The following is a 17,759-nucleotide window of genomic DNA, read 5'->3' as shown; positions in this document are numbered from 1 at the left end:
TATTACCTTTTATTATTTTTGACACTCAAAAATAAGCTCACAGAAATAAAATTACATAACACCATAGAGCCAACCATTAGCCACTCTGTTGTATTATTGACCGTTATGGATTGTGCAGTTGGAGTTGATACCAATAATGATAATAATATGCCTATTGCCCCAGCGATTGCAAAACGAATTGTACCGGCAAGAGATGAGGCTGTACCTGCAATATAGGGATAAAAGTCTAAAACGATTGCCATACTATTTCCACCAATGGTTGACATACAACCAATATATCCTGCAATGCAAATAACAAGATAGGCAAATCCGAGATTAAATAATGTTACGATAGTAAGGCCTATTGCCATAACAAATTGGACCAAAAGACCGAACTGCATCATTTTAATCGAGCCAACATGTTTAACAAAACGGCTATTTAATGTATTCATAAACACCATAACTATTATATTGAATGCAAAGTAGTAGCCAAAATTAGTTGATGCAACACCGTGTAGATTCATATATACAAAAGGTCCTAAGCTTAAAAATGAAAATAATCCAGCTCCAGAAAATGCACCTAACATCATATAAGTTAATACTTGGCGATGCCTGAACAGTGTAATAAAATTACTTAAAATACGAATTAAACTAAATTTATTGCGTTTTGTTTTTGTAAGTGTTTCAGGAATAAATGCGATCACTAGACCAAAGCAAGTCAAAGCAATTAGGCTAATAGTGTAGAAATTGGCTTGCCAATTAAACCAATATAAAATAAATCCACCAATAATTGGTGCGAGTAATGGTGCTACGTTGGATATCAGCATGACAAATGACATCATTTTAGAAAATTCGTCACGATCACGATAAATATCTTTCATTAACGCATTAATGACTATTGCTGTAGCCGCTGCCGCAATGCCATGGAAAAAGCGAGCTGTAATTAATTGATTAATATTGTTGGCAATACCACAGCTTAACGCCGCAACTATAAAAATAATTAGACCCAAAATGAGAACATTACGACGCCCATAACTATCTGTGAGTGGTCCAAATAAAAGTTGTCCAACAGAAAATCCTAATAAATAGCAACTAATTGTTAGCTGTACCGTGCCATCGGTTACATTAAAGTCGCGTGCAATCGTTGGCATACTAGGTAAATACATATCTATGGATAAAGGCATCAACATAGAAAGTAATCCAAGGATAAAAATAAGCGCTTGTTTGGAAATTTTAATATCACTTAAACAATCTTGAGTTGGCACGTCATACTTCCTTCAAATTTTTTAAAATGCACCTAAAATATGTCATATAAATGAGATAAAATTATTTAAAAAATATTTATTTATCTAAATGGAAAGTTGCTATTAAGATTAATGTAAATTATATGTGTCAATTAAACGAGTCGATTTCATCTTGTGAAAGTGGTCGATATTCACCTTCAGGTATATCAAGAATTACCTTACCTATTTGTTTGCGATGCAATTCAACAACATGGTTATTGACTGCTGCAAACATGCGTTTAACTTGATGATATCGTCCTTCACTAATAGTTAATTCAGCGTGAAAGTCATCAATAATATTTAATTTCGCTGGTTTGGTAAGTGATTTCTCATTTTTTAATTGGATACCATTTTTAAATATATCAATCAGTTCAATACATAATGGCTGTTCAACCGTGACGGCATAGACTTTTTCGCAATGATGTTTGGGTGATGTAATACGGTGTGACCACTTACCATCATCAGTAAGTAGAACAAGTCCTGTAGTATCAAGATCAAGTCTACCTGCTGCATGCAATTTTTCAGGCATTGGTTCATCAATAAAATAAAGTATAGTAGGGTGGTCAGGATCATCAGTTGAACAGACATAACCTTGAGGTTTATTAAGCATAAAGTAACGATTATTGGTTACGGGTATGATTTCATAACCATCATACTCAACCACTTGCTCGGGTAATAACTGGTAAGCACCTGATTTTATAATTTCACCATCGACAGTCACTTTTTTAGCTTTGAGTTCTTTGGTTACAATAGTGCGGCTAGCGCCTAAGTGATGAGTGAGAAATTTATCTAATCGCATAATTTAAACAATATCCTTGTATTACTCTAGAGGTGTATATATATCAAAACGGTGATTTTTAGTTTTAATTTCGGCCGTTGGTTTTTGATTGGCTAAAAACGGTGCATAATCGGGCCTTTTTACAACTACACGTTTTTTGGCAAGTTGCCTTGCGGGTTCTAATAAGCTGTCAGCATCGTTGTCACTACCAACTAATAGTTGAAAAATACGCATCTCTTTTTTGACAAGCGCACTTTTTTGACGATGCGGAAACATTGGATCGAGATAAATAACATCAGGTTTTTCAGGGTAAGTGCTCAATCCCTCAATGCTTGAATGATAAATTAAACGTAAATGTTGCTCAAGCCAACTACCGATTTGGGGATCTTGGTAGGCACGCTGCAAGCCATCTTCTAGCAATGCAGCAACAACAGGATGCCTTTCAAACATAGTGACATGGCAACCGATTGATGCTAAAACAAATGCATCTCGACCAAGCCCTGCTGTGGTATCAAGAACTGTAGGTAAATACTCACCTTTGATACCTACTGCTTTAGCAATTGCTTCGCCACGTCCACCACCAAATTGGCGACGATGAGCCATTGTTCCAGAAACAAAGTTTACGCATATTGCCCCTAGTTTTGGTTCGTCAGTTTTTTGTAACTCAAGTTGATTGTTTTGGGTAACAAGAGCGAATGGAAGATCAGCATGTGTGGATAACCACTGCTCAGCTAATAATTTTAGCTGAGCAAAGTTAGAATTAGTGGATACCATAATGACGAAGTAATGCTTCAAGTTGAGGTTCACGCCCTCGGAAGTTTTTAAATAATGTCATAGGCTCATCGCTACCACCCTGTGACAAGATATTATCAAGAAATGCATTGCCTGTTTTAGCGTTGAAAATACCTTCTTCTTCAAAACGTGAAAATGCATCAGCGGATAATACTTCTGCCCATAAATAGCTATAATAACCTGCAGCATAACCACCAGCAAAGATATGGCTAAATGCGTGTGGAAATCTTCCCCATTCAACGGTAGGAACAACGGCAACTTGCTTTCTTATTTCAGCCAATGTATTTAAAATATCAGGATCTTTTTGTGTATGTAATTTAAAGTCAAAAAGACCAAATTCCAATTGGCGTAAAATAAATAGTGCTGCTTGATAGTTTTTAGCATCTAGCATCTTTTCTAACATATCAGTTGGTAACGGTTCACCAGTTTGATAATGCCCAGATATGAATGCAAGCGCTTCAGGCTGCCAACACCAGTTTTCTAAAAATTGACTTGGTAATTCAACAGCATCCCATGGCACCCCATTAATACCAGAAACTGATGAAGTATCAATTTCGGTTAACATGTGGTGTAAACCATGACCAAATTCATGGAAAAGGGTTGTGACTTCGTCGTGTGTAAATAGTGCTGGTTTATCACCAACTGGGCGATTGAAGTTACAAGTTAAATAGGCAACGGGTTTTTGTACATGACCATCAGCAAAACGCATACGACCAATACAATCATCCATCCAAGCACCGCCACGCTTATGTTCACGTGCATATAAATCAAGATAGAAACTACCTTTTAACTCACCATTTGCGGCAAATAGATCATAAAATTTAACTTCAGGATCCCAAACTTCAACGCCTTGTCGCTCTTTGGCTGTAATACCAAAAATGCGATGCACTACTTCAAATAGACCATTAATCACTCGTTGTTGAGGGAAATAAGGACGCAATTCTTCATCGTTGATAGCGTACAAATGCTGTTTTTGCTTTTCACTATAATAAGCTATATCCCATGGTTTGATGTCACTTGCGCCAAAAAACTCATAAGCATAACGTTTAAGATCTGCTAACTCTTTTTCACCTTGAGGTTTAGCTTTAGTTGCTAAATTGTTCAAAAACTCAATGACTTGAGCGGTTGAGCTTGCCATTTTTGTTGCTAATGATTTATTAGCATAATTATCGAAGCCTAGTAATAGTGCAAGCTCATTACGAAGCGTTAAGATTTGTTTGATAATTTCAGTGTTATCCCACTTACCTGCGTTTGGTCCTTGATCTGACGCACGAGTATTATAGGCTTGGTAAAGTTCAAATCGTAAATCACGATTATCACAGTAGGTCATGACGGGAAGATAACTTGGTATATCTAAGGTTAGTAACCAGCCCTCTTTATCTTTTAATTTAGCCTGTTCTTTTGCGGCAGAAAGCGCACTTTCAGGCATGCCAGATAGTTCTTTGATATCGGTAATTAATTTTGACCATCCCATGGTGGCATCGAGCACATTGTTACTATATTTTGAGGATAATTCTGATAATTTTGCAACAATTTCACCGTAACGTTTCTGTTTGTCATCGGGTAAGCCAATTCCAGATAATTCAAAATCACGTAGTGCATTATCAACCACTTTTTTCTGTGCTTTGGTTAAAGTAGCATATTGTTCGCTTTCTTTAAGTTGCTTATAAGCTTGATATAAAGGTCTATGTTGCCCAACCCATGTGCTGTACTCAGATAGTAATGGCAGACAAGCTTCATAAGCTTCACGTAATTCAGGGCTATTTTTAACTGAGTTAAGATGACTAACTGGAGACCAAGCTCGTCCAAATTTTTCGTCTGCTTCATCAATTGGTTGAATTAAGTTATCCCAAGTATATTGGCTATTTTGCTTTAATACTGCTTCAATGGTATTTCTGCAGTTTTTTAAAGTTTCTTGTATAGCAGGCAAAACATGTTCGGGTTTAATTTGTGAAAAAAGGGGTAATGGTGCATCTGTTAATAATGGATTAGTCATGTAGCGATACCTTTATACAAATGGTGTTGTCTATTGATACAACATAATATGGTGGCGAAAACAATTAATTCAAGGGATTATCATGCTAAGAAATGGTTATAATCCCATAAGTTTGCGTTCACGTTGCCATTCAGTGGGGGTATAAGTCTTTATAGAAAGCGCATGAATACGGTTATCATTAATAAATTCAGCCAAAGGGGCATAGATTGCTTGTTGTTTTTTCACTCGATTTAAATCGGCAAATAATTCTCCTACAGCAATAACTTGGAAATGGCTTCCATCATCGGTTAGGACATGTACATCATCAAGTTCAAGCGAATTTTTTAATTTGTTTATAATTTCTTGTTTATCCATTATTCATACTCATCATTAATGTAAATTATGGGGGAATGTTTTGTTAAAAAGTTTCAGGTAACTATGTGTTTCAGTATAAAACTTAACATTTTTTAAATATTAATTACAGGTTGTAGATCATACAATGTAATTAATGTTTGTAGCTGAGGATTAATACCTTTGAGCTTTACATGATATTTATTGCAAAAATAAATTAAAGTTGCGAGCCCTGAAGAATCAACCCGAGTAAGTTGCGCAACATCAATGCATTTTACACCATTTAAAATAGTATTTTGTGTTGACCACAAATCGTTTAAAGAGTGAACATCAAGTTCACCCTGTAAAGATAATATTTCTTGTTGTTTTTCTGTTTTTATTCGCGACATTATGGCTAGCCCTTTGGTTTAGCGTTTGGGTCAATATTGCGATTTGAAAGATCAGTTAATTGTTTAGTTAATGCGTCAATACCATCTTGGCGTAAAATTGTTGACCACTCATTTTGCTTGGTGGTGATCATGCTGACGCCTTCTGCAACTAAATCATAAGCTTTCCATTCGCCAGTGACAGAGTTTTTACGCCATTGGAAATCAATTCGCAATGGTTGTTGGTTTTTATTAGGTTGGTTTAATAAAACACGAATAGAGATAAGCGTTTTGCCTGTTAAATCTTTTGGCGATTCAACCTGATAAGTTTGGCCATTATACATAGATAATGCTTGAGCAAAAGTTTGTACCAAATAGTTTTCAAAAGCAGCGAAATAGGCTTTACGTTGCGCATCTGTAGCACTTTTATAATAATTACCTAAAATTAATGCGCCAGCATACTTTACTTGTACATAAGGTAATAAATCTGTTCTTACGATCTCTTTTAGTTTGTTAGGGTTTGATTTTAGTGCCGCAGATTGTGCATTCATAGTGCTAAAAAGCTTATCAGCAGAAACTTGCATTTCTTTATAAGGATCATTTTCAGCAAACGCATTAGCACTAAATATTAAAGCTAATGCAAAAAAAATAGTGTGTTTAAATTTGGTTAACATAGTAACAAAACTCCTTAATTTTCATTTATATCTTGTGTATCTTGTTTCTTATCTTTATCATCGGTCGAACCTCCAGTACTATAAAGGAATTGACCAATTAAGTCTTCAATAACCATTGCTGGTTTAGTGTTGTATATTACAAAACCATCATGAAAATAAGCTGGTTCATGATTATTTGTTGGCAAATTGTTGCTTGTGCCTTCGCTATCCAATGAATCAAGTTCTAATTCGGTACTTTTATCAAGTCCAAAGTTAATATCAATAAATTGTTCACCTAATAAACCTGATGTTTTAATTGAAAGCGAACTTGAAACTGGAATTTGATTGTATTGTGCATCAATATCTATTGTTACATAGGGTTTATATACATCAAGATCTGATGATTTTAGTGTTATATTACTGACTCGACCAATCACAACGCCACCGATTTTGATTGGAGAGCGTGCTTTTAATCCGCCAATATTATCAAATACAGCATAAACTCGATATGAATTATGACTAGCAAATGATGTTGGATCCGTTACACGGAAACATAAAAAAAGTACCGAGCAAATGACCAGTACCATAAATAATCCTACAGTGATTTCAACTTTACGACTCATGTTTAATGACCTCAATGACTAAACATTAATGCGGTTAAAATAAAATCTAACCCCAAAATTACTAATGATGAATAAACAACAGTGCTTGTTGTTGCTCGACTAATTCCTTCTGATGTTGGTACACAATCATAACCATTGAAAAGTGCAATCCAAGTGCTGGCAATGGCAAATGCAAAGCTTTTTACAAAACAGTTACCTAGATCATGCCACCAATCAACATTACTTTGAATAGATGACCAAAAAAAGCCTGCATCAATACCTTTCCAATCAACACCTACAATAACACCACCTAAAATACCAACGGTAACAAAAATTGCAGTTAAAAATGGCATACTGAAAAAACCAGCCCAAAAACGAGGTGCAATAATACGTCGTAATGGATCAATTGCCATCATTTCCATACTTGATAGCTGCTCAGTTGCTTTCATTAAGCCGATTTCAGCCGTTAATGCAGAGCCAGCACGACCTGCAAACAGCAAACCAGCAACAACAGGACCTAACTCACGAAGTAGGGCAAGGGCTACCATCATTCCAAGGCTGGCTTCAGCACCAAAAGTGGTCAGAATAAAATAACCTTGCAAGGCCAAAACCATGCCAATAAAAAGACCAGAAACAATAATAATAGTGAGTGATTGTACTCCAACAAAATAAAATTGCTTAATGAGTAATGGGAATTGTTTATTAAATTGTGGCTTACCAATTAATGCCCTAAAGAGCATCACACCAGAACGACCAATCATTGCAATGACATCAATAAACCATTGTCCTAATTTTGCCAGTATATTTAACATTATTTTGTACCTCTGCTTAGGTCTAATTTGTAATCTTCAGCAGGATAATGAAAAGGTACTGGACCATCAGCCAACCCGTCAAGGAATTGTTTTACTCGTAAATCATCATTATCACGTAATTGCTGTGATGTACCACCTGCAATAATATGTTGTTCGGCTACAATATAAGCATAATCTGCAATACTAAGCACTTCGGTCACGTCATGGCTAACAACGATACAGGTTAATCCTAATGATTGGTTGATTTCAGATATCAGTTTAACAATAACACCCATAGATATAGGATCTTGCCCAGCAAAAGGTTCATCAAACATAATTAAGTCGGGATCAAGCGCAATGGCTCTAGCTAATGCTGCTCGTCTTGCCATACCACCAGATAGTTCCGATGGCATCATTTGAGCTGCACCACGTAAACCAACAGCTTGTAATTTCATTAAGACTAAATTATGCAATATAGGTTCAGGTAATTTGAAGTGCTCACGTAGTGGGTAAGCAACATTATCAAACACAGTTAGATCGGTAAATAAAGCTCCCGATTGGAATAACATGCTCATGCGTTTGCGTACTTCATAAAGTCGGGAGCGAGACATGCTTGGAATGTCTTCACCATCGAATAAAATTTTTCCTGACTGCGGTTTTAATTGACCACCAATGAGCCTTAGTAGTGTGGTTTTACCAATTCCTGAAGGTCCCATGATTGCTGTCACTTTTCCTTTAGGGACATTCAAACTCATATTTTTATAAATAGGCCTTGTTCCACGATAAAAAGACATATCGTGAATTTCAACCAAATTTTGTTGTAATGCGTTTGTCACATTGATTTCCTAGATTTCTAGAATGGTAAAATTTTGCTTATTTTACTTGATATTTGTAAATAAAGAAATCAATTAAACGTTTTGCCTATTTGTGTATAACTGCTCAATAAATAGTTTTTATACTCGATGGCTGATTTTTATAGGCAAACAGAGGTTTTACGTAAAATATCTTATTAGAGAGATAAAAGATAATTAAGGCTATTTTTCTAAATAATAAATGGGGAAAGTTATATTTTAGCTCCCCCCATTTTTTACTGATCATGCATAACTAAAAGTGATTATGTGTTTTATTCATGTCGTGCTTTACGAGCTAAATAATTACCAGTGCTTTGAATAAATTGTATAGAGATAACTAATATCACCACGCAGATATAAGTAACAGTATTATCAAAACGTTGATAACCGTATGACACAGCTAAATCGCCAATACCGCCAGCACCAATAGCACCAGCCATCGCTGTAGCACCAATTAAACCTATAGTAGCAGTTGTAAGCGTTAAAATTAAAGAGCTAAATGCCTCTGGTAACATAAAATACCAAATAATTTGTATTGGCGTCGCTCCCATTGATTGAGCCGCTTCAATAATACCACTATTCACGTCAAGTAATGAATTTTCAACTAATCTAGCAATGTAAGGAGCAACATAAAATGTTAATGGAACAATCGCTGCTATAGTGCCAATAGAGCTATTTACAATGACCTTTGTTAAAGGTTGGATAGCAACTAATAAAATAATAAAAGGCAATGAGCGAACTATATTAATAATCGAATTGATAATACGAAACACTCGACGATTTTCTAATAGTCCATAAGGTCTTGTTGTAACTAAGCAAATACCAAGTGGAATTCCGATTAATGAACCTAAAATTAAGGAGAAAACTACCATAATTAGGGTGTCATAGGATGCTTGAACAAATTGTTCAGTGGTTACTGATGTTGCAAAGCAAGAGGCCAAATAGTCAATTATAGTATTAAATATTTCCATTTTTACTCATCTCCCAATGTTTAATTTCAGTGACTTGCACACCGCGCTCACGTAAGTAATGTACTGATTCTTTGATATTACTATCGTTACCTTTTAGTTGAACAAACATACTACCTAAAACCGTTTTTTCGATTTCTGACATATGGGCAAACAAAATATTGACGATAACTTTTTGTTGCAGTATAAGTGAATTCATCACGGGTTCTGACGCAGATCGTCCTAAGAATTCGAGCTTAAATAATTTGATATTGTCTTTTTTACCTTCTATTTCTAACAAATTTTCCACAACACCATTTGGAATTTGATCGTTGATCACTGAGCTAACAAAATTTTGAGTAGTTTGGTGTTTTGGTTGTCCAAATACGTCAAGTACGTTACCTTGTTCTATAATCTTGCCTTTTTCCATTACTGCAACTTTATGGCAAATTTGTTCAATTACATGCATTTCGTGAGTGATTAACACGACTGTTATTTTATATTCTTCATTGATTTTTTTGATTAAATCTAAAATAGCTTGAGTGGTTTGTGGATCAAGTGCTGAAGTTGCTTCATCACATAGTAAAATATCAGGATCGTTGGCTAATGCTCGGGCGATACCAATGCGCTGTTTTTGCCCACCAGAAAGCTCTTTGGGATAGCTGTTAGCTTTATCACTTAATCCAACAAATTCCAAAAGTTCATAGACTTTTTGTTTAATCGAATGTTTATCTTTTTTGATTAAAATTAAAGGAATAGCAATATTTTCAAATACGGTTTTTGATTCAAGCAAATTAAAATGCTGAAAAATCATACCAATTTTTTGACGGGTTTGACGTAATTCATTACTAGATAATTGATTTAATAGTTTATTTTGAATAATGACATTGCCTTGTGTTGGTTTTTCAAGAAAGTTAATTAAGCGCACTAAGGTACTTTTACCTGCGCCGCTGTAACCAATAATGCCGTAAATATCACCTCTACTGATGGTTAAATTAATATCGTTTAAAGCTTGTGTTGTGACGCCATTTCTTTCATATTGTTTTGAGACATGTTCAAATTTAATCATTGTTCATCACCTATTTATTTTGTTCTAGTTGAATAAGTGCTTGCTTAGGCAATTTGGCTGAATCATTTATTGCAGGTGTTTATATGGCATATTCAACGATTGACAATAATTGATATATCTAACGGTATCACAGGTTAAATTGTTGCTCTAATAATCGTTTTTTATATCTTATTCCATATAGTTATAAGATAGAATTACTTGGAATAAATGAATGCTTTTTTCTGTGTTAGAGTGTATTTAATGCTTATAGCTTATAGAGGATAGCTGAAATGAAAAATGCGTTTATCAAACAAAAAATATTTAAATACATATCAGTCGTTTTAGTTGCTAGTTCAGTGTTTTTGACTATTGGTTGTGATAATTCGTCTAAACCAGTCGATAATCAGACAAAAAAAGAAATTAGCATGGGCGTATCACCAGGTCCATATAACGATCTTTTTAATGATGCTGTTAAACCCATACTTGAATCAGAGGGTTATAAGGTTAAATTAGTGAATTTTCCGCATTTACTTGAATCAGATGTAGCTTTAAGTGAAGGTAGTATTGATTTAACCGTTGCACAGCACACAGCTTATATGAATGTGTTTAATGCCCAGCGTAAAGCAAATTTAAAATCGGTTGTGCATGTACCATCGGTACCTGCGGCAATATTTTCAAATAAGTTCACCTCACTAACGCAAGTTTTTTCAGGAGCAAAAGTTGCTATTCCACAAGATGCTTCTAATGCAGCTCGTTCATATAATCTACTAGAAAAAGCTGGTTGGATAAAATTAAAAAATAATACAAATCCTATTATTGTTAGTAAAAATGATATTGCTCAAAATATTGCAGGGATTGAAATTATTGAAATGGATTCGGCCAATATTCCTAGAGTGCTTAATGAATTAGATTTTGCGGTAATTCCAGGTAGCATTGTTTATTCTGCTAATATTGACTCGAACAAAGCATTACTTTCTGAAACCATCATTCCTGATTTGGAAATTATGGTTGTAGTGAATGAAGGAAACGAAAATAGTCGATGGGCTCAAGATGTGAAGCGTATTTATCAATCTCAACAATTTAAAGATTATATGAAAACACATAACCAAAATGGTTATTGGGTGATGCCTCAAGAATAAGCATAGCAAGGTAAAGTGATGAAGAAAAGCCCGTTTTATAACGGGCATTTTAGTATCGTGCCATCTGTTTATCAATTGTTAGCGCCCAAGCATCAATCCCTCCTGTAAGATTATAGAGAAAGTTAGGATCAAAACCGTTTTCTGCTAAATAATGAGCAACAGTTAGGCTACGTCTTCCGTGATGACAATAAATAACAATATCGATTTCATCTGGGATTTTATCTAGATATAAAGGGATCATATTCATTGGAATATGAGTTGCGTTGCCAATACTGCAAATGGCTATTTCATTGGGTTCTCGTACATCGAGTAGAAATAGATTATCTTGCTGATTTAATTTTTGTGCAAGTTCTGTGGAAGTGATTTCTTTTATTGTCATTATTTAAAACTTATTAAAGTGCTTGTAAAAAAGTTTCAGGAAACTATACGTTTAAGTATAAAATTTCAACTTCAATTTTAAATTTATTAATAGCATCCTACAACGATATTGCAGAATGCTATTTCCTACTTAGGCTTCTAGTGCCTTGTTAATTTTCTCAAATAAATCTTTAGATAAATTTTCAATTTTTAGCAATGCCTCAAGTGCTTTTCGCATCTGCTGTTGACGCTTTTTGTCATAACGTTTTAATCGAATTAGAGGATCGATAAGCCTTGCTGCAACTTGCGGATTTTTTTTGTTTAACTCAGTGAGAATTTCAACTAAAAATTGATAACCACTGCCATCTTCAGCGTGAAATGCCACAGGGTTATTATTTACAAATGCTCCAATTAATGCACGAATCCGATTTGGGTTACTGAGTGTAAATGAGCGGTGAGTTAATAATTTTTTCACGGTAGCAAGAACATTCTTTTCTGGGCTTGTTGCGTTTAGTGCTAACCATTTGTCCATAACAAGTCCATCTTGATGCCATTTGTCATCAAAGTTAGCCAATAACTCAGTTCGACAATCAAGTTCAGCTTTTACAGCAACACTCAAGGCGGCTAAACAATCAGTCATATTATTTGCTTGATAATATTGTTGGTTAACCAATGTATTGGCGTGCGAATTATCATCGGCATGAGCTAATAAAGTTAAACAACAGTTTTTAAGTGACCGCTTAGCAATGTCATTATGTTTAATTTGATATTGTGACGTTTTATTGTGGTGATAAACGGCTAATAATTCATCATAAAGTTCGTTTGCAAAATGCGTTAACAAAAATAGACGCACTTGATGAATTGCGATTGGATCAACCACAGTAAATAAATTCGCCAACTCGTTTTCAGATGGCAAGGTTAATATTTGTGCAATAAGGAAAGGGTCAGTTTTTTCTGATAACAATACGGCTCTAAATGCATCTAATACTGAATCAGGCAACATTAAATTTTGATTTTCTTGATAATTTTTTACATTCAAGCGAACATATTTTGCTAATAACATTTGAGCTGCATCGTAACGGCTAAATGCGTTAGTAGCGTGTTGCATTAAGAAAATAAGATCATTATCTTGATAATCATAAGTTAACTTAACAGGTGCTGAAAAATCACGTAATACTGAAATAATCGGTTTTTGAGTTACGTTATCAAAGATAAATTGTTGTTTGTTTTGTGTTAAATTTAAAACATGGTGAACAGATTTGCCTTGGTATTGCAGTGGAATTATTTCACCATTATGTTGATATAACTCGATATCAAGTGGGATATGCAAAGCCTGTTTTTGTGCTTGATCTTGAGTAGCTGGCGTATATTGTTCTACTGTTAAAGTATATTGTTGATTTTTCTCGTCATAATTATCGGTAACGGTTAATTCAGGTGTTCCTGATTGGCTATACCATAATTTAAATTGAGTTAAATCGATACCTGAGGCATCTTGCATGGCTGCAACAAAATCATCACAAGTTGCGGCACTACCATCATGGCGTTTAAAATAAAGTTTCATCCCTGCTTGGAATTTATCTTCTCCTAATAAAGTATGCATCATTCGAATAACTTCAGCGCCTTTTTCGTACACGGTGACTGTGTAAAAGTTATTCATTTCTATTACTTGTTCAGGCCGAATAGGGTGAGACATTGGGCTAGCATCTTCGGCAAATTGAACGGTGCGCAAAAGTTTGACATCCTCAATGCGTTTTACTGCACGAGATCCCATATCAGCGCTAAATTCCTGATCTCGAAATACAGTTAATCCTTCTTTTAAACTAAGTTGGAACCAGTCGCGACAGGTTACCCGATTACCAGTCCAGTTGTGAAAATATTCATGACCAATTACACCTTCAATACCTAGATAGTCATCATCTGTTGCTGTTTGTGGTTTGGCAAGCACATATTTTGAATTAAAGATATTTAATCCTTTGTTTTCCATTGCTCCCATATTGAAAAAATCAACCGCTACAATCATAAAGATATCTAAGTCGTATTCAAGCCCAAAGCGTGTTTCGTCCCAACGCATGGCATTTTTTAAGCTTGTCATAGCCCACTGCGAACGATCTAAATTACCTTTATCAACGTAAATTTCTAAATCAACTTTCCGCTTTGATTGCGTGATAAACTGATCTTTTAAAATATCAAAATCACCAGCAACTAATGCAAATAAGTAAGCCGGTTTCGGAAAAGGATCTTGCCATTGTACCCAATGACGTCCATCTGCAAGCTCGCCTTGCGCTATGCGATTACCGTTCGAAAGTAGATAAGGATAATGTTGTTTATTCGCGGTAATACGTGTTGAAAAGCGAGCAAGAACGTCAGGTCTGTCAAGATAATAGGTAATATGGCGGAATCCTTCTGCTTCACATTGAGTACAGAGCGCTTCGCCTGATACATATAATCCTTCAAGTGCTGTATTGTCAATTGGTTTAATTTCGTTAACAATCGTTAATGTAAATTCTGCTGGAACACGCTGAATGATTAAACCAGCTTTTGTGAGCTGATAATCATGCCATGGTTGTTCGTCAATATTAACAGAAATCAATTTAAGATCTTCACCATCTAAAATTAAATTGTCCGCTTTATTATTTTTCTTAACAACATGGCTACGAGCTGTGACGGTTGTTATTTCGGGAGCTAAATCAAAATCAAGATCAATGTCGGTAATGGTAAAATCGGGTGATTTATAATCAAGACGATTTTTGGCAATAGGCAGCGATTCAGGTGTTTTTGTATTCATGTTGTTATGACCTTTTGGTTTGAAATCAATTTATATTTTATATTGGTTGATATTATAGCTGATTAAAAACAATCTTATTACATAATTAATCTATATCTTCATTATTATTCTGCTATAATCTTTGAAATTTTTATTTAAAGCAATAGCACTAAATTTACATGTTACCAGCAATAATTACATCAATATTAGATACTGATGCTTATAAGTTGCATATGCAGCAGGCTGTATTTCATTACTACCCAGAGGTAACTGTCGTTGCGCAGTTTCGTTGTCGTAGTGATGATTTATTGGGACAATATGTTGATGAAATAATACATCAAGTGAAATTAATGGAATCATTAGCGCTGTCTGATGATGAATTTAACTATTTATCAAATATTTCCTTTTTTAAATCTGACTATTTAAATTGGCTTAAAAAATGGCGTTTCAATAGTGATTTGCTCACTATAAAAAATGAAGATGGAGTGCTTTCTATTACAATTGAAGGTAAATGGCTAGATGTTATTCTATGGGAAGTGCCATTACTTGCCGTTATCAGTGAAATTGTTCATAAAGATCGTTCACCTAATATTGGAGTTTCTGAGGCACTAGCTCGGCTAAAAGATAAATTGGCGTTGTTTAATGAAAAAACAGCTAATATGGATATGTCGGGCTTTAATTTAATGGATTTTGGTACACGTAGGCGTTATTCGTTTGCGGTGCAAGAGGCAGTTGTCAGTTATTTGAAAACACACTTTCATAACTTTCATAGTACTAGCAATTATTTACTGGCTTATCGTTTAGGGCTTACTCCTGTTGGAACCCAAGCACACGAGTGGTTTCAAGCTCACCAACGTTTAAGTGCTAATCTTCAAGATTGCCAAAGAAATGCTCTTCAAGTTTGGTTAGATGAATATCCTCATGACTTAGGAATAGCATTAACAGATTGTATTACAATGGATGCATTTTTACGTGATTTTGATTTGCATTTTGCTTCTCATTATCAAGGGCTTCGTCATGATTCAGGTGATTCAATTCAATGGGGTGAAAAAGCAATTGCTCATTATCAGCAATTGGGCATAGATCCACAAACTAAACTTTTGGTTTTTTCTGATAGCTTAAATTTTGATAAGGCGATTAAAATCTATCAACATTTTAATCATCGCGTAAAATTATCTTTTGGCGTTGGTGGTTTTTTAGCTTGTGATATTCCATCTAAAGAGGTCAATACCAAAGCATTGAACATTGTGCTTAAATTAACGGAATGTAATAATCAATCAGTGGCTAAACTATCAGATAGTCCAGGTAAAACGATATCTCAGGATTTAGATTTTATTGATGAATTAAAACGAACTTTTAGTGTTAAACAATGATAATAATTCATGTTTAACTTATTATTAATATTAGAAACTAAAAATTAGTAATAAGAAACAAGTTATTCAAGAATTCCATTTCGTTATGGGATAGTCTTTAGAATATATCTGTATTACTTTAAATATTACTTAAACAAATTAATGTAGAGATGGATAATTAAATGACTTCAGTTGCACCTATTGTTGATGTGTTACAAGGCAAAATTGCTGTTGGTAGCACTATTTCAGTTCAAGGCTGGGTAAGAACTCGCCGTGATTCTAAAGCAGGTATTTCATTTTTAGCTGTTTACGATGGTTCCTGCTTTGACCCTATTCAAGCTGTTATTGAAAATAATTTACCTAATTATGAACAAGAAATCTTGCGTCTAACAGCTGGTTGTTCCGTTAAAGTCACTGGTAAAGTAGTGGAGTCACCAGGTCAAGGTCAAAAATATGAATTACAAGCAACGCAAGTTGAAGTGTATGGCTTTGTTGACGATCCCGAAACTTACCCAATGGCAGCAAAGCGCCATTCAATTGAATATCTTCGTGAAGTGGCTCACTTGCGTGCAAGAACCAATATTGTTGGTGCGATAACGCGTGTACGTCATACGCTTGCGCAAGCAATTCATCAGTTTTTTAATGATCGTGGCTTTTATTGGCTATCAACTCCTATTATTACCGCATCAGATACTGAAGGGGCGGGCGAAATGTTCCGCGTTTCAACACTTGATATGCTAAATCTGCCTAAATCTGATAATGGTAAAGTTGATTTTGATAAAGATTTCTTTGGTAAAGAAGCTTTTTTAACCGTTTCAGGACAATTAAACGCTGAAACTTATGCTTGTGCACTTTCTAAAGTTTATACTTTTGGTCCAACATTTAGAGCAGAGAACTCAAATACTACTCGCCATTTAGCTGAGTTTTGGATGATGGAGCCTGAAGTAGCGTTTGCTGATCTAGATGATAACGCTAAGCTTGCTGAGGATATGTTGAAATATGTGTTTAAAGAAGTGCTAGAAAAACGTGCTGATGATATGCAATTTTTTGCTCAGCATGTCGATAAAGAAGCAATCAATCGTCTTGAAAACTTTATTAATGCTGATTTTGCTCAAGTGGATTACACTGATGCTATCACTATATTACAAAATTGTGATGCTAAATTTGAAAACCCAGTCAGCTGGGGAATTGATTTAGCTTCAGAACATGAACGTTATTTAGCTGAACAACATTTTAAAGCACCAGTGGTAGTAAAAAACTATCCGAAAGATATTAAAGCGTTTTATATGCGTATGAATGATGACGGTAAAACGGTAGCGGCAATGGATGTTTTAGCGCCAGGAATTGGTGAAATCATTGGTGGATCTCAGCGTGAGGAGCGTTTAGATATGTTGGATAAGCGCATGGAAGAATTGGGACTCAAAAAAGAAGATTATTGGTGGTATCGTGATTTACGTCGATACGGTACTGTGCCGCATTCTGGTTTTGGTCTTGGTTTTGAACGTTTAATTGTTTATGTAACAGGTGTTCAAAATGTGCGCGATGTTATCCCATTTCCAAGAACGCCGCGTAATGCAAACTTTTAAGTTGATTAAAATCCCTAACAAGAATTTATTGAGAGTTACAGTAGGTAGATATTAATCTGTTTTAGTTTAAAAAACAATCAAACAGGCTTAAATTTAGACTTAGACACTACATTTAATGAAAAGTTCGCTTGATTTTAAAAAAAATT

17 protein-coding genes are annotated in these 17,759 nt (G+C 34.9%); 3 read left to right on the top strand and 14 right to left on the bottom strand.

The window, feature by feature from the left end; genetic code table 11:
- Positions 1-2: 2 nt before the first annotated feature.
- From J6569_RS01075 to J6569_RS01020, 12 genes are all read right to left on the bottom strand, one after another.
- The gene (locus tag J6569_RS01075; RefSeq protein WP_065589432.1) at positions 3-1,244 is read right to left on the bottom strand and encodes a Bcr/CflA family multidrug efflux MFS transporter; all 1,242 of its coding nucleotides are present in this window, start codon (positions 1,242-1,244) and stop codon (positions 3-5) included.
- Positions 1,245-1,371: 127 nt separating this feature from the next.
- On the bottom strand, positions 1,372-2,061 hold the full coding sequence (rsuA, locus tag J6569_RS01070) for a 16S rRNA pseudouridine(516) synthase RsuA (protein WP_174798661.1): 690 nt from the start codon (positions 2,059-2,061) through the stop codon (positions 1,372-1,374).
- A gap of 21 nt (positions 2,062-2,082) precedes the next feature.
- Positions 2,083-2,814 carry a class I SAM-dependent methyltransferase gene (locus tag J6569_RS01065; protein ID WP_174798660.1) on the bottom strand — a complete coding sequence of 244 codons (732 nt, stop codon included), beginning with the start codon at positions 2,812-2,814 and terminating at the stop codon, positions 2,083-2,085.
- Positions 2,801-4,828, bottom strand: a complete 2,028-nt coding sequence (gene prlC, locus J6569_RS01060) for an oligopeptidase A (RefSeq protein ID WP_296317228.1) — start codon at positions 4,826-4,828, stop codon at positions 2,801-2,803. Before prlC ends, J6569_RS01065 begins: the two co-directional genes overlap by 14 nt.
- A gap of 96 nt (positions 4,829-4,924) precedes the next feature.
- Entirely contained in the window at positions 4,925-5,182 is a 258-nt protein-coding gene (locus J6569_RS01055; protein WP_065560910.1) for a BolA family protein, read from the bottom strand.
- 92 nt (positions 5,183-5,274) lie between these two features.
- Positions 5,275-5,547, bottom strand: coding sequence for an STAS domain-containing protein (locus tag J6569_RS01050; RefSeq protein ID WP_065607173.1), 273 nt, complete (start codon positions 5,545-5,547; stop codon positions 5,275-5,277).
- A gap of 5 nt (positions 5,548-5,552) precedes the next feature.
- Positions 5,553-6,197, bottom strand: coding sequence for a phospholipid-binding protein MlaC (mlaC, locus tag J6569_RS01045; RefSeq protein ID WP_174798658.1), 645 nt, complete (start codon positions 6,195-6,197; stop codon positions 5,553-5,555).
- Positions 6,198-6,211: 14 nt separating this feature from the next.
- A complete protein-coding gene (mlaD, locus tag J6569_RS01040; protein WP_085164251.1) occupies positions 6,212-6,799 on the bottom strand; it encodes an outer membrane lipid asymmetry maintenance protein MlaD in 588 nt (195 codons plus the stop codon).
- 11 nt (positions 6,800-6,810) lie between these two features.
- Positions 6,811-7,593, bottom strand: a complete 783-nt coding sequence (gene mlaE, locus J6569_RS01035; protein ID WP_085164249.1) for a lipid asymmetry maintenance ABC transporter permease subunit MlaE — start codon at positions 7,591-7,593, stop codon at positions 6,811-6,813.
- A complete protein-coding gene (gene mlaF, locus J6569_RS01030) occupies positions 7,590-8,405 on the bottom strand; it encodes a phospholipid ABC transporter ATP-binding protein MlaF (protein ID WP_218057153.1) in 816 nt (271 codons plus the stop codon). The genes mlaE and mlaF overlap by 4 nt, the downstream gene beginning before the upstream one ends.
- Before the next feature lie 287 nt (positions 8,406-8,692).
- Positions 8,693-9,391 carry a methionine ABC transporter permease gene (locus J6569_RS01025; RefSeq protein ID WP_296317224.1) on the bottom strand — a complete coding sequence of 233 codons (699 nt, stop codon included), beginning with the start codon at positions 9,389-9,391 and terminating at the stop codon, positions 8,693-8,695.
- Positions 9,378-10,436, bottom strand: a complete 1,059-nt coding sequence (locus J6569_RS01020) for an ATP-binding cassette domain-containing protein (protein ID WP_296317222.1) — start codon at positions 10,434-10,436, stop codon at positions 9,378-9,380. The genes J6569_RS01025 and J6569_RS01020 overlap by 14 nt, the downstream gene beginning before the upstream one ends.
- A gap of 269 nt (positions 10,437-10,705) precedes the next feature.
- Between J6569_RS01020 and J6569_RS01015 the strand changes: the two genes are divergently transcribed.
- Entirely contained in the window at positions 10,706-11,554 is an 849-nt protein-coding gene (locus J6569_RS01015) for a MetQ/NlpA family ABC transporter substrate-binding protein (protein WP_141671398.1), read from the top strand.
- Positions 11,555-11,603: 49 nt separating this feature from the next.
- On the opposite strand, the gene J6569_RS01010 is transcribed toward J6569_RS01015, so the two are convergent.
- Positions 11,604-11,933 (bottom strand): rhodanese-like domain-containing protein, encoded by a 330-nt coding sequence (locus tag J6569_RS01010; protein ID WP_296317220.1) that lies wholly within the window; start codon positions 11,931-11,933, stop codon positions 11,604-11,606.
- 129 nt (positions 11,934-12,062) lie between these two features.
- On the bottom strand, positions 12,063-14,696 hold the full coding sequence (gene pepN / locus J6569_RS01005; RefSeq protein WP_296317218.1) for an aminopeptidase N: 2,634 nt from the start codon (positions 14,694-14,696) through the stop codon (positions 12,063-12,065).
- 158 nt (positions 14,697-14,854) lie between these two features.
- Here pepN and pncB point away from each other — a divergent pair, with 158 nt between their 5' ends.
- Together pncB and asnS are read left to right on the top strand one after the other, a co-directional pair.
- Entirely contained in the window at positions 14,855-16,048 is a 1,194-nt protein-coding gene (pncB, locus tag J6569_RS01000) for a nicotinate phosphoribosyltransferase (protein WP_296317216.1), read from the top strand.
- A 161-nt stretch (positions 16,049-16,209) separates the two neighbouring features.
- The gene (asnS, locus tag J6569_RS00995; protein ID WP_065589445.1) at positions 16,210-17,613 is read left to right on the top strand and encodes an asparagine--tRNA ligase; all 1,404 of its coding nucleotides are present in this window, start codon (positions 16,210-16,212) and stop codon (positions 17,611-17,613) included.
- The last annotated feature ends 146 nt before the right edge of the window (positions 17,614-17,759 follow it).

Origin of the sequence: Gilliamella sp., from assembly GCF_024104075.1 — a bacterium.
Classification (GTDB): Bacteria; Pseudomonadota; Gammaproteobacteria; order Enterobacterales; family Orbaceae; genus Gilliamella; species Gilliamella bombi.
Note: the sequence above shows the minus strand (reverse complement) of the source record. Positions and strands in the feature narration are given on the sequence as shown.

What these genes read in the sequence shown, in the direction of transcription:
- pepN (WP_296317218.1), bottom strand. Translation starts at nt 14,696, where the DNA reads ATGAATACAAAAACACCTGAATCGCTGCCTATTGCCAAAAATCGTCTT.
- J6569_RS01050 (WP_065607173.1), bottom strand. Translation starts at nt 5,547, where the DNA reads ATGTCGCGAATAAAAACAGAAAAACAACAAGAAATATTATCTTTACAG.
- J6569_RS01055 (WP_065560910.1), bottom strand. Translation starts at nt 5,182, where the DNA reads ATGGATAAACAAGAAATTATAAACAAATTAAAAAATTCGCTTGAACTT.
- J6569_RS01010 (WP_296317220.1), bottom strand. Translation starts at nt 11,933, where the DNA reads ATGACAATAAAAGAAATCACTTCCACAGAACTTGCACAAAAATTAAAT.
- J6569_RS01020 (WP_296317222.1), bottom strand. Translation starts at nt 10,436, where the DNA reads ATGATTAAATTTGAACATGTCTCAAAACAATATGAAAGAAATGGCGTC.
- rsuA (WP_174798661.1), bottom strand. Translation starts at nt 2,061, where the DNA reads ATGCGATTAGATAAATTTCTCACTCATCACTTAGGCGCTAGCCGCACT.
- prlC (WP_296317228.1), bottom strand. Translation starts at nt 4,828, where the DNA reads ATGACTAATCCATTATTAACAGATGCACCATTACCCCTTTTTTCACAA.
- asnS (WP_065589445.1), top strand. Translation starts at nt 16,210, where the DNA reads ATGACTTCAGTTGCACCTATTGTTGATGTGTTACAAGGCAAAATTGCT.
- mlaC (WP_174798658.1), bottom strand. Translation starts at nt 6,197, where the DNA reads ATGTTAACCAAATTTAAACACACTATTTTTTTTGCATTAGCTTTAATA.
- J6569_RS01015 (WP_141671398.1), top strand. Translation starts at nt 10,706, where the DNA reads ATGAAAAATGCGTTTATCAAACAAAAAATATTTAAATACATATCAGTC.
- pncB (WP_296317216.1), top strand. Translation starts at nt 14,855, where the DNA reads ATGTTACCAGCAATAATTACATCAATATTAGATACTGATGCTTATAAG.
- mlaD (WP_085164251.1), bottom strand. Translation starts at nt 6,799, where the DNA reads ATGAGTCGTAAAGTTGAAATCACTGTAGGATTATTTATGGTACTGGTC.
- J6569_RS01025 (WP_296317224.1), bottom strand. Translation starts at nt 9,391, where the DNA reads ATGGAAATATTTAATACTATAATTGACTATTTGGCCTCTTGCTTTGCA.
- J6569_RS01065 (WP_174798660.1), bottom strand. Translation starts at nt 2,814, where the DNA reads ATGGTATCCACTAATTCTAACTTTGCTCAGCTAAAATTATTAGCTGAG.